The organism is Chryseobacterium ureilyticum, assembly GCF_900156735.1.
Taxonomy (GTDB): Bacteria; Bacteroidota; Bacteroidia; order Flavobacteriales; family Weeksellaceae; genus Chryseobacterium; species Chryseobacterium ureilyticum.
Genome location: NZ_FTOL01000004.1, coordinates 285,829 through 298,864 on the forward strand (window position 1 = coordinate 285,829; position 13,036 = coordinate 298,864).

Consider the following 13,036-nt stretch of genomic DNA (forward strand, 5'->3'; position numbering starts at 1 on the left):
AATATTCTTAAATAATGAAGATTAATACAGCCATAGCGCTATTATTTTTACCACTGGTAATTATCAGCTGTAAAAAGGATGAAAAAAAACCGGTTCAGAATCAACCAACAATTACAAAAGATTCTGTACAAACGGTAAAGACTGAAGAGGAAATAGATTTTAAGAATTTCAACGTTTTCAATATTTCTACCATACAGCGTAACGAGCTTATGGATTCTTTCATTTCTGTATCAGATATTTATAAAGATAAACAGGCAGTTCCTATAGAATTCCTAAAAAAACAAAAGGAAGTTCCTTTTTCCAACATGGGACATGTAGAACTGGATAATCAATACAGAAAAAAGCTACTGAATGGGAGTCATATTGCCGAAAGTGATACATTATATCTTTATAACTACGGTGCGAATAAACTACAAAAAATCCCGGTAAATAAACTGAAAACTGTAGCTTATCTTTCTCCATATACCACAGAAGGAGAAGAAATTGATTCGGATTCTTATATGGTAGGATTCCAGATTGACAATCAGAAAAGTATGGATATTTTTGACAAGTACACCAATTCTTTAGCTTACTTTGGGAATAGAAACCCTTTTGTAGAGAATAAGATGAAAATGATCAAATGGGAAAAAGCGGGTAATGATGTTCAGAAAAAATATTTTTCAGGATCCAAGCTTAAATATGGTGGTATTTATCAATCCAAATATGATAACCTGACCTACTATGTGCAGGATCTTCTTGAGGAGTACGGAACGCAGGAACGTAAACTGGTTGTCATTAATGAACATCATGAAAAAGTGTTTGAAAAAACATTTATCAATGACGATGGTGTAGAATTCTATCCGCTTGAAAAAACGGAAAATGATGATGCCAATTATTCTGCTCAATGGACGGGTATTCTTTTTAAAGGAAAGGCGCCTGTAGTCTTTAATTTTTCTTCTGCTTCTTTTGGATGCCCAATAATTACCTTTATAGACAAGGATAAAACGGAACTTGAAATAAAGTGTGATAACAGACATTAAAGAGCAGCAGAATCTTTAAATATGATAAAAAGCAAACCTATACATTCACAGGTTTGCTTTTTATTTTCATACAAATGAGGTTTGAAATTGTATAAAATGAGGTGCATTGAACATTCATCAACACACCTCTATTTTCATCCTTTTATATTATATATCAATTATTTAACCTTAGGATAAAGTTTGTTTTTCAGGTTCATAAAATAAGTTTCAGGTTCTTTGAAATCATTGCCTTTCATAAACTTAAGAACTACATTCAGATAAGATTCTGATGGAACGAATTCTGTTCCCATTTTCTTTGAAAACTGCTTGTAATCTTCTTCCAGCAAACCAGGATTTTTTGCCAACTGTTTAATATCCGTTCTAAAGCCTTTGAATATAAATTTTAAAGCTTCATAATTTCCCGGATAAGAAACTGTTCCGTGAACTTCTCCCGGAAAAAAGGTGTGTTTGTAATTCAGAGAGCCATTTTTCTCTACAATTCCTTTGAATTTATCAATAGCCTGTGTCATATCTGAATTCCAGTTTTTCTGCTTTTCTTCATTGTCTGCCTGAGAAACATACAGCATTTTATGAGCAGGAAATTTTTTATTCTTTTCCAGATATTCTTTGGTTCTCGTAATACTTACTTCATTGTCCCACCATAAGCTTGGGTCATTTGCTACATAAGCATTGAAGTAATCCGGATGCATAAGAAAAGTATTGATGGTAAATAATCCTCCGAATGAGTGCCCTACCAATATAGAATAATCCTGAGTTCTGTAATTTTTATTGATAAAAGGTTTCAGTTCTTCCTGTAAAAATTTCACAAAATTTTCACCGCCACCGCTATCTGCGAAAAGAGTTACCTCAGGATTTACCGGACTTTTCTTTTGAGATTTTGTGGGTGTAAGATCTCTTGTACGCTCCGTATTTTTAATGCCTACAACAATACATTCTGGGATGTCTGCGTAAGGAGTTCTGGCAATAAAATCAGACAGTCCCGTATAATATTCAAAATTAATTTCTCCGTCTAACAGATAGATTACCGGATATTTTGCGGGATTGATTTCTTTATCATTATAAGTTTTCGGAAGATGAATCCATATTTCTCTGTTTTCATTTAAAACTTTCGAAAATACGTTCTGCTTCTCTCCTATGGTTACTTTTTCCTGAGCTTTTCCAAGGGTGAAAAATGATAATCCTGATAAAAGTAAAATTTTAAACCAATTGTTCATGATGCGATTCTTTTCTGTGTTGATGAATATTTTTAATTTCTTTGTTCTTTTTTGGTGATTTGTTTCTTCTTCCCCACCAGATTAAAAATCCTGTAATAGGAAGGCTGGTACAGATAATTCCGATCACGAAAGTGAAGATTTTCCCAAACATTCCGCCCCAATATCCCACATGCAGGTCAAAGTTCATGTGTTCAATCACTTCATGCATCAGGACTTCTTTTGGATAATTGATCTCATCACCGGTATATTTATTGACTTCTTTACTTTTTCCGTCAATAATGCTTTTCAATCCGATAAATTTTGCAGCAACTACATTATAAACCGTCGCAGAATCTTTCCTAGGAACGCTCATTCTGATCTGTTTAGCCTCTGGAATTTCTTTAAAACCTCTATCAATAAAGTCTGTAAAAGACAATGCTTTTTTGTCGGGATCAAATTTCGGTTCGTATTTTTCAGCGATTTTATGGGCATCCGGAGCTCCTCCAAAAGTAACCTGGGTTAGATCTGTTAAAACTTTATATGCCATGATCAATCCGGTAATGGTAATAAAGACAGCCGGAAGTAATGAATAAAAGCCGAAGACATTATGGAAGTCATAATTTTTTCTTCTCCATTTTGTTCCGGATTTGATTTTAAATGCTGTAGTCCTTGTTGTTTTGTTCCATTTCTTGGGCCACCAAAGGATTAAACCACCAATTAATTGGATGAAAAATATGATGGATGCTATTCCCACCACTGTTTTCCCGAATTTACCTGCCAGCAATTGAGCGTGAATATGGGCAACAACATAAAAGAATTCGTAGCTTTTTGTAGAGCCCATTATTTTACCGGTATAAGGATCTAGATAATGATAGGCAAAAACACCTCTGGGACCACGCCCTTTTCCTTTTGGTTTGTCTGCTTTTTCTGCATTTTTATCTTTGGGTGGCTTGGTTGCTGAAGCCACACGGAAAGTTCTGTCTGCTTCTTTGTATGTATCGAAGTAAAAGGCTTTTCTGTCCGGAACCTGTTCATGAAATTTAACAAGTAATTCCTCGGGTGTCATTTTTTTTGCATGAGCCGGAGCCTGAATGTATTTTGCATTTCCGGCACAGAGGTCTACAATTTCGTCACAAAATACAAAAACGGTTCCTGAAAGGGTTACTGTAAGTACAATGATTCCTGAGATAAGCCCCAGCCATAGATGGAGCCAGCCTGTAATTCTTTTGGTCAGGGATTTTCCCTGCTTTTTCTTGGGGTTAGTTTTTTTATTATCCATATCTGAATCTGAAGATTGCTTTTATGATTGTTGGAAGGCGCGAATAAATGAAACGACATGCTGTTTTTAAGGCGCTAGAAAATCAAAGATTTTCAGTAGTTATCTGCTTAATATGTGGGAGATTATATTATATAGCCACGAATGCACTAATAAATAATTCGTGAATTCGTGGCAAAAAATAGCATGTTACATTATATTCTCTGTCTTTATATTTTCCAACAGCTTATTTTTGTTTTTTAGTTTATTAGAATTTAAATGCAAAATTTGCCAGAATTTCTCTTGGTTTCTGTGGCTGTCCATAGAAGTTCCAGTAGGTTTGGTTCAATGCATTATTCATTTTCAGACCTATTCTGTATTTTTTCTTATCGTAGAAAATGGTAGCTCCTACAGATGTATAGGCAGGTGCTAAGAAATGGTTGACAATATTGATATATGTTTTATCCACAAAATTGAATCCAGCCCCGAAACCAATTCCTTCATAAGTTCCATTCATGATTTTATAACTTGTCCAGAAATTTGCCACATGTTTTGGAGTCCAGGCGCTTCTTTTTCCTGCATCTTTACTTACATCATCAAATTTATTGTCATTGTAACCGTATCCAGCAACGATATTCAAGCCTTTAACTGGGTTTGCAACAATATCGATCTCAAAACCTTGATTTTTAATATTCCCATCCTGAATATATAATCCGGTAATAGAAGGATCTTCAATAAGACGGTTTTTAATTCTCATATTGTAATAACTTACCGTGGTTAATAATTTTTTACCAAATAAATCTAGTTTAAACCCGGCTTCAACCTGATTTCCCTCTTCAGGCTTATATTCTATAAAAACATCTTTATTTCTCGGATCTCGCTGAGGTGCTACATTTTTAAATCCATTGACATAATTAGCAAAGAATGAAACCTGATTTTTAACAATCTCATAGACTAATCCGAACTTTGGGGCAAACTGAGTTTGTTTATATTCTCCTTGCTTTTCCGCTCCGTTACTGATTAAATTTTCATTCTTATAATTATCCATTCTTAAACTTGCCATTACCAATAAGTTATCCGTAATATTCAATACATCAGAAACATATACACTGAATGTGCTTACTTTATTGATGTCATATATAGTTCCATTTCTTGGAAGGGATTTGATAACATCACGTGAAATAGGTACCCATGGAGACGTAGAATCTAAAAAAACAATATCATCGTCCTGCTTTTCGTCTTTTTTAACAATGATACCATTTAATGGATATGGAACAAATGCGGAAGATCCGTTTGATCCTACTTTATATACCGGATATTGATTTTTGCTAGTCTGCTGAAAATAATCGAAACCTACTACCAAACGGTTTCTTAAGTTTCCTATTTTAAAGTCACCAATAAAGTTCTGCTGAATATTATCTGTTGTGATCTTATAATTATCAAAAGGACGAATGCTTCTGCTTACCCTGTTATTATCCTTATAGTTTAATACTAAAAAGATAGACTCTTTTTCGTTGGCTTCACCTCTTTGGTAAGATGTTCTGGAAGTCCATTGATCATTGAATTTATGGGTAACTTCCGCCATGGTTACAAAATTTGTTCTTTTGGAACCGATATCATTACTTGTAAATGACCTGCCGTGAATGGCTGAAAGATCTTTCATAGAATGAAAAGTCAGGTTATCAGACTTTCTTACATAAGCATTCAATGTTTTCTCCGGAGCATGGAATTCTGTGTCTAATGTTACTGTCGTTTTATCACTTACTTTATACAAAATACTTCCTGAAAAGAACAGACCTTTGCTATATCCTGCATCCTGAAATGAGTCCTGAGAATAAGCAGCTACATTAAATCTTGCCAATGCTGTTTTTTCTTTATTTAAAGGGGTATTCACATCGGCTGTAATTCTACTCATTCCCCAGCTTCCGGTGGTATAATTGATAATTCCACCAAAGTTTTCCTGTGGTTTTTTGGTGATTACATTCACCACTCCACCATAGTTTGCCAGGGTTCCTCCAAAAAGGGTTCCGGACGGTCCTTTGATTACTTCTACTCTTTCAATATTAGCGATTTCCGACTGTACTCTTGGGTTTTGAGTCAATCCATTTCTAAAGCTTGCATTGGAACTGAATCCTCTCAGGAAAATATCGTTTCCGCTATCGTTTACACTGTTGTTTACTACAACTCCTGGCGCTGAAGCCATTGCTGTATTAAAATCGATAGCTCCCATCTCACTGATGATTTCTTTGGGAACAAGATTATAAACTGTTGGATTTTCAAGATTTTCCAATGGAAGCCTTGCTACTGATTCTGATTTTTTTGTTCTGTAATTGTGAGTTCCTTGTAGGGATACGGATTGGATCTCGGCTACTTTGAGGGTGTCACTTTGTTGTGCACTCAACATGGTTACTGCTAAAAAAGATGCAGAAATAATCGTTTTTTTCATTTTTATAATTAAGCTTAGTGTCGCAAAATTACTTTATTTTTATCGATTCTAAATAAAAATATGACACAAATCATAAAATTTTGTTAACAAAAAAGCCCATAAATAAAGGGTTTATGAAAATTCACAAACCCTTTATTTCAATTATGTATGATATTTAAATGTCTTATTTTAGATCTACGTTTTATATTTTTGATAAAATTTAGCTCTATTTTTTAAACAACCACCATTGTAGACATATAATAATTAGCACAGTGTAATGACGTTAGTAAAAGTATTTCTTTATTAGTATAATTCTCAAAATTTTCGGAGGTTGTTATCTGATATTCATAGTTCAGTGAGTTCCATTTAAAATGGGGCTTCATGACTAAAAGTTCAGTTCCAATTTTATCTGTGAGTACAAATGAATCCTTAAAAATTCCTCTGTGTTTAAATACAAAACTGTCTTTTATTCCATCAAAATAGGTCTGAACCACTATTTCGCCGTTCCAGTTCATTCTGAATTTTAAAAGAACTCTGTCTCCGTCTTTTAATTCAATGGTTGTTCCCCAAAATCCCTTAGGCTCTACTTGATAGTTTTTATGATCTGCCATTTCAATCACAGCATCGAACCTAAACCAGCTGTTATACGTAATTTTTCCCGTGAGCTGATCTTCTTTCGTGATTTCAAATGATAAAGAATTGCTGGATTTTGCTTGATATTCTGCCATGGTCATTTTGAATTTGGTGGGATATAATTAGTTTTTTTAAGAGTATCGGATAATTTATATTTTATGACCCTCTAATTTACAACCTCTTGTATAAATCGACAAGAAAATAAATGCATTATTATCTTCCAAACCAATATTCCCACTTTTCATGATCAATTCCGAATTTTCCCTGCCACCATCTCGCAGGATATCCTACATCATCATTTCTGACAGGTCTATGTTCTCTCTCGGGATAAGTAACGAATTGTTTATCATATCCAAAGTGTACGTCATCATGTAAAATGCCAATTACTCCTAAAATTTCCAGGACACCTAATCGTTCTCCTTCGTTTGATTTGAATGTTTTAGAAATTTTCTTCTTGAGCTGAGAAATTCTATCGTTGGGTTCAGATTCTTCAATTATTTTTTTCAAATCCGCTAGTATTTTATAGTCATTCTCAACAGGTTTGACGACAGGAAGTTTCGGGAATTGCTCCAAATCAAATAAGACCTGGATTAAGCTATCAAAGCAAGCTCCATCTTTATATTTGAAATAATTGATGGTATTAAACTCAATAGGGTCTTCAAATTCATAGGTATGAAGTTCACAAATGGCACAAATATCTTCATTAGGCTCCGGACTTGGTGTAAAACTATGTTCTACCAATGATTTTCCGATGCAGTAACTTGATAAAAATGAACGATACTCCAACTGTCTTGTACTTAAGCTATAAAGAAAGGTCTCTACAACTTCTTCTTTTTTAATTTTGGCAACTGCTGTTTTTATTCTTCTCCCAATTTCATCATGGCTTATATTTTCCTGATCGTACATTACAGAATTCTTCTTAGCATATTCAAAATCCTCTTTTGTAATATACTTCATATAAGAATCCCAATAAAACCAATCTCTTAAGCTTTCATTCTGAGAGGTTTTTATAGTTTTGAGTAAAATTTGTATTGCTTTTTTGTCCATTTAGGTTGGCTATTTTTTGATAATAATTTGGTGCTAAAATTCTAAACCTCATAGGTTTTAAAAACCTATGAGGTTTAATATATCCTTCTTATTCAATTTTATAAACATAATCATTACTAATAAACTTTGTTTTCTTCTGTAATTCTGTAGGACTAAAAATCTTTCCGTCAACCTCAACACTTTTTATCATATACCTCCATCTTCCGTTATAACTTTTGTCAATTCTTGTGGTTGAATTTGGCGGGATTTCCAGAACAATAGCCGAATCTTTCACTTCTATCTTTTCAAGTGACTTCAGATTCTTGACTTTTCGAAAAGCTGGTGGAGATAAAATTTCGTTTTCATAATTAAACACGAAACTATTAGGGTTATTATTAATTGCTTTTGAGACGTGATAATTATAATTGATCTTTATTATTTTTTTGCTTCCGGTGAGATTTTGAATATAAAAATCGGTCAAATAAGAACACCCTGAAAGGACCGTTACAAAAATAAGACTTAAGAATATTATCGTAATTGACTTTATACTCATTCTACTGAGATTTAGATGGTTTTTGTAAAAATAAGCAGATTACTTTAATTGATTAGTTTTTCAAAAAAAAAATCCCGCAAGAAAACTTACGGGATTTTAATATTTATGTTTCGAAATTACATCGTCTCCATTTTGAAGCTCATGCTTTCGATTACTTTTAGAATTGCTTCTACTGTATCCATTGAAGTTAAACAAGGAACTCCGTTTTCCACACTCATTCTTCTGATCTGGAATCCGTCTCTTTCTGCTTGTTTACCTTTTGTAGTTGTATTTACTACATACTGAACTTTTCCTTTTTGGATCAGATCGATAAGATTTACACTTTCTTCTCCGATTTTGTATCCTATTTTGCAAGGGATTCCTTTTTGTTCGAAGAACTTCGCTGTACCTTCTGTAGCCCAGATTCTGAAACCTACTTCATGGAATCTTGCGGCAAGATCAGCTGCTTCTTCTTTGTGCTTATCTGCTACCGTGAATAAGATAGAACCGTGCATTGGAACTTTTCTTCCTGCTGCAACTAATCCTTTGTAAAGTGCTTTTTCAAGCGTTGTATCTTTCCCCATTACTTCTCCTGTAGACTTCATTTCAGGTCCTAGAGAGATGTCAACTTTTGTTAGTTTTGAGAAAGAGAATACTGGTACTTTTACAAACACACCTTCTTTGTTTGGAACTAATCCGTTTTCATATCCAAGGTCTTTCAGTTTTTGTCCTAAGATTGCTTTTGTAGCAAGGTTAGCCATTGGAACTTCAGTGATTTTAGATAAAAAAGGAACCGTTCTTGAAGAACGTGGGTTTACCTCGATTACATATACATTTCCTTCGAAAAGAACGTACTGAATGTTCATTAATCCTATTACATTCAGTCCTTTTGCTAATCTCTTTGTGTAGTCTACTAAAGTATCGATTTCACTCTGAGAGATATTTTGTGGCGGATATACTGCGATAGAGTCTCCGGAGTGAACTCCTGCTCTTTCGATGTGCTCCATAATTCCTGGAATCACTACTGTTTCACCATCACAGATTGCATCTACTTCAATTTCTTTTCCAACCATGTATTTGTCTACTAAAACAGGGTGCTCAGGGCTTGCATCTACTGCATGCTCCATGTAGTGCGCCAATTCTGCTTCTGCGTATACAATTTCCATTGCTCTACCTCCAAGAACGTAACTTGGACGTACTAATACCGGGTAACCAATTTCGTTGGCAATTTTGATTGCTTCTTCTTTAGAAGTGGAAGTTCTTCCTTTTGGTTGAGGAATTCCCATTTCCTGTAAGGCTTTCTCGAATTTATCTCTGTTTTCAGCTCTGTCAAGATCTTCTAATGAAGTTCCTAAGATCTGTACTCCGTGAGAAGCTAATTTATCTGCAAGGTTGATCGCTGTTTGTCCTCCGAACTGTACTACTACTCCTTTAGGTTTTTCAAGCTCGATGATGTTCATTACATCTTCTTCCGTTAATGGTTCGAAGTATAATTTATCAGAGATTGAGAAGTCTGTAGAAACTGTTTCCGGATTGTTGTTGATGATGATCGCTTCATAACCCATTTCTTTGATTGCCCAAACTGAATGCACTGTTGCATAGTCAAACTCAACACCTTGTCCGATTCTGATAGGTCCTGAACCTAAAACGATGATCTTTTCTTTATCTGAAACTACACTTTCGTTTTCTTCTTCGTAAGTTCCATAGAAGTATGGAGTTTCACTTTCAAACTCAGCGGCGCAAGTGTCTACCATTTTGTACACCGGCATGATTCCGTTTTCTTTTCTGAAGTTGAAAATCTCACGCTCTTTTACATCCCAAAGAACTGCGATATTGATATCTGCAAAACCTAATCTTTTAGCTTCAATTAATGTTTCTTTATCAAATTTGTTTTCAGCAATAACTTTTTCGAAGTCAACCAGTTTTTTAAGCTTCCAGATGAAGAATTTATCAATTTTACTCCATTCTACAATCTGTTCCCAATCGTATCCTCTTCTTAAAGCGTCTCCGATGATGAATAATCTTTCGTCATCACACACTCTGATTCTTCTTTCGATTTCTTCAGCAGTAAGAGCTTGAGCTTGTTTTGTTTTTAATCCTAAGTGCTTGATTCCTGTTTCTAATGAACGGATTGCTTTCTGTAAAGACTCCTCAAGGTTTCTTCCGATTGCCATTACTTCTCCGGTTGCTTTCATCTGAGTAGAAAGTCTTCTGTCTGCAGTTTCGAATTTATCGAATGGGAATCTTGGGAATTTAGTAACTACATAATCCAGAGCAGGCTCGAAACATGCGTATGTTTTTCCTGTTACCGGATTCATGATTTCATCCAGTGTTAATCCTACCGCGATTTTTGCAGCGATCTTTGCAATCGGATATCCTGTTGCCTTACTTGCTAACGCTGATGAACGGGATACTCTAGGGTTTACTTCGATGATATAGTATTCGAATGAATGTGGATCTAATGCTAACTGTACGTTACATCCACCTTCAATTCCTAATGCTCTGATGATTTTTAGGGAAGCGTTTCTCAATAACTGGTACTCTCTATCCGAAAGCGTCTGAGAAGGCGCAACTACGATTGAATCTCCTGTGTGAACTCCAACCGGGTCAATATTTTCCATGTTACAAACCACAATGGCATTGTCGTTTGCATCACGCATTACTTCGTATTCAATTTCTTTGAAACCAGCAATTGATTTCTCGATAAGACACTGTGTTACCGGGCTGTGTTTCAAACCAAGTTCAGCAATCTCTTTTAATTCTACCTCAGTGGAAGCGATACCTCCACCTGTTCCTCCCATGGTAAAGGCAGGACGAACAATTACAGGATAACCGATTGCATCTGCGAAAGCAAGTGCTCCTTCTACTGTATTTACAATATCAGATTCCGGAACCGGCTCGTTCAATTCTCTCATCAATTCACGGAAAAGGTCTCTGTCTTCTGCTCTGTTGATCGCAGAAAGTTTCGTTCCCAATACTTCCACTTTGCATTCTTCAAGAATTCCTGATTTTTCAAGCTCTACCGCCATGTTAAGACCAGTTTGTCCTCCAAGAGTTGGTAGTAATGCATCCGGACGTTCTTTTCTAATGATGTGGCTTACAAACTGTAGTGAAATCGGCTCGATGTATACTTTATCAGCGATTTCCACATCTGTCATGATTGTTGCAGGGTTTGAGTTGATCAAAATTACTTTGTAGCCTTCTTCTTTCAAAGACAGACAAGCCTGCGTTCCTGCGTAATCAAATTCAGCTGCCTGACCGATGATGATAGGTCCTGATCCGATTACTAAAATTGTTTTTATATCTGTACGTTTTGCCATTTTTCTTTTTTTAGATACAAGATGTTAGATGTCAGATTTCAGACTTCCAACAGGATGTTTTACTTTTTTAAATTAGATTTGAATGTATAAATCATTCTTTGAATTTCATTCAGATTTGCTATTAAACTATCGACTTTTTCTGCATCAAGTAAATTCAATTCTCTAGTTAAAATTAACTGTGTTTGTAGTTCAAAAGAGGATGCATTTGCTATTCCAAGAAAATGATAAAATTCTCTATCATTATTTCTCCCCGCTCCCTCCGCTATATTTGAAGGAATAGATATCACAGATCCTTTAATTTGAGAAATCAAACCAAACTTTTCATCTTTAGGTAACTCCACACAAATGACATACACCTGTTTTGCAAGTTCAATTGATTTCTGCCAAAAAACTAGTTTTTCAAAATTATGCATGATAAAATCTGTTATCTGATGTCTAATATCTGAAGTCTTTTTACTTCTTAAAGTCTTCCATTAACTGGATAAACTCATCAAATAAGTAGTTTGCATCTTCTGGACCAGGGCTAGCTTCCGGGTGATACTGAACTGAGAAACAAGGGTGAATTTTGTGTTTCAAACCTTCATTTGTTCTGTCGTTCAATGCGATGTGTGTTTCGATAAGGTCTGTTCCTTTTAAACTTTCCTGATCTACTGCATATCCATGATTCTGAGAAGTAATAGCTACTGTATTTTTCGCTAAATCCAGTACAGGGTGGTTTCCTCCTCTGTGTCCGAACTTCAGTTTGAATGTTTTTGCTCCACAAGCAAGACCAATTAACTGATGTCCTAAACAGATTCCGAAGATTGGAACTTTTCCAAGTAATCCACGGATCATATCTAGAGCGTGTGGTACATCTTCCGGGTCACCAGGACCGTTTGAAAGCATGATTCCGTCTGGGTTCATCAATAAGATTTCTTCTGCTGTTGTATCCTGAGAAACTACGATGATGTCACAGTTTCTTTGAGATAATTCTCTGATGATTCCTAGTTTTGCTCCGAAGTCTACTAATACTACTTTGAAACCTCTGTTCGGGTTTGCATAAGGCGTTTTTGTAGAAACCTCTTCCACTTGATTGGTTGGGAAGTTTGTTTCTTTCAATTCTGTTGCAACTGCTGCTTCATCAGCATCAGCATTCACGATTTTTCCTTTCACTACTCCGGAGTTACGAAGAATTCTTGTCAGTCTTCTTGTATCAATTCCTGAAATTCCTGAAAGGCTTTTCTTCTTAAATAATTCATCTAAAGTAATCTGAGTACGGAAGTTAGAAGGAAGATCGCAAAGTTCTTTTACGATAAGTCCTTTAATTGCCGGCTCAATACTTTCATAATCATCACGGTTAATACCATAATTCCCGATAAGCGGATAGGTCATACAAACTATCTGACCGCAATACGATGGGTCAGAGATCAATTCCTGATACCCTGTCATTCCGGTATTGAAAACTACTTCACCTGCAGTTTCCAATTCTGCTCCGAAACCTTCTCCATGAAACACTTCACCGGACTCCAGTATTAATTTTTTCTTCATTTTTTCTATTTAGATTTTCTATTTTTTATTAACAGGTCGCTTATTTTTTATCTTCCATGGGTTTCACCCTTGGCTATTAACAGGTCGCTCCTACGGAGCTCGCTAT

General features: G+C 35.3%; 10 protein-coding genes. 1 reads left to right on the forward strand and 9 read right to left on the reverse strand.

Features of this window, described 5'->3' with window-relative positions:
• The first annotated feature begins 14 nt into the window (after window positions 1–14).
• The gene (locus BW983_RS13945) at window positions 15–1,019 is read left to right on the forward strand and encodes a hypothetical protein (protein ID WP_076552511.1); all 1,005 of its coding nucleotides are present in this window, start codon (window positions 15–17) and stop codon (window positions 1,017–1,019) included.
• Between the two features lie 158 nt (window positions 1,020–1,177).
• Here the strand turns inward: BW983_RS13945 and BW983_RS13950 are convergent, their stop codons facing one another.
• The 9 genes from BW983_RS13950 to BW983_RS13990 form a co-directional block, all read right to left on the reverse strand.
• Entirely contained in the window at window positions 1,178–2,233 is a 1,056-nt protein-coding gene (locus BW983_RS13950) for an alpha/beta hydrolase (protein WP_076552512.1), read from the reverse strand.
• The gene (locus BW983_RS13955) at window positions 2,217–3,491 is read right to left on the reverse strand and encodes a PepSY-associated TM helix domain-containing protein (RefSeq protein ID WP_076552513.1); all 1,275 of its coding nucleotides are present in this window, start codon (window positions 3,489–3,491) and stop codon (window positions 2,217–2,219) included. The genes BW983_RS13950 and BW983_RS13955 overlap by 17 nt, the downstream gene beginning before the upstream one ends.
• Window positions 3,492–3,735: 244 nt before the next feature.
• Window positions 3,736–5,913 carry a TonB-dependent siderophore receptor gene (locus tag BW983_RS13960; protein WP_076552514.1) on the reverse strand — a complete coding sequence of 726 codons (2,178 nt, stop codon included), beginning with the start codon at window positions 5,911–5,913 and terminating at the stop codon, window positions 3,736–3,738.
• 212 nt (window positions 5,914–6,125) lie between these two features.
• Entirely contained in the window at window positions 6,126–6,620 is a 495-nt protein-coding gene (locus tag BW983_RS13965; protein ID WP_076552662.1) for a hypothetical protein, read from the reverse strand.
• A 118-nt stretch (window positions 6,621–6,738) separates the two neighbouring features.
• Complete coding sequence (locus tag BW983_RS13970; RefSeq protein ID WP_076552515.1) at window positions 6,739–7,572, reverse strand: hypothetical protein; 834 nt, start codon at window positions 7,570–7,572, stop codon at window positions 6,739–6,741.
• An 88-nt stretch (window positions 7,573–7,660) separates the two neighbouring features.
• On the reverse strand, window positions 7,661–8,104 hold the full coding sequence (locus BW983_RS13975) for a hypothetical protein (protein ID WP_076552516.1): 444 nt from the start codon (window positions 8,102–8,104) through the stop codon (window positions 7,661–7,663).
• Window positions 8,105–8,220: 116 nt separating this feature from the next.
• Window positions 8,221–11,403: a carbamoyl-phosphate synthase large subunit gene (gene carB, locus BW983_RS13980; protein ID WP_076552517.1), complete on the reverse strand. Its 3,183-nt coding sequence runs from the start codon at window positions 11,401–11,403 to the stop codon at window positions 8,221–8,223.
• A 59-nt stretch (window positions 11,404–11,462) separates the two neighbouring features.
• Window positions 11,463–11,816, reverse strand: a complete 354-nt coding sequence (locus tag BW983_RS13985) for a four helix bundle protein (RefSeq protein WP_076552518.1) — start codon at window positions 11,814–11,816, stop codon at window positions 11,463–11,465.
• Window positions 11,817–11,856: 40 nt separating this feature from the next.
• Window positions 11,857–12,930, reverse strand: coding sequence for a carbamoyl phosphate synthase small subunit (locus BW983_RS13990; RefSeq protein ID WP_076552519.1), 1,074 nt, complete (start codon window positions 12,928–12,930; stop codon window positions 11,857–11,859).
• Between the last annotated feature and the right edge of the window lie 106 nt (window positions 12,931–13,036).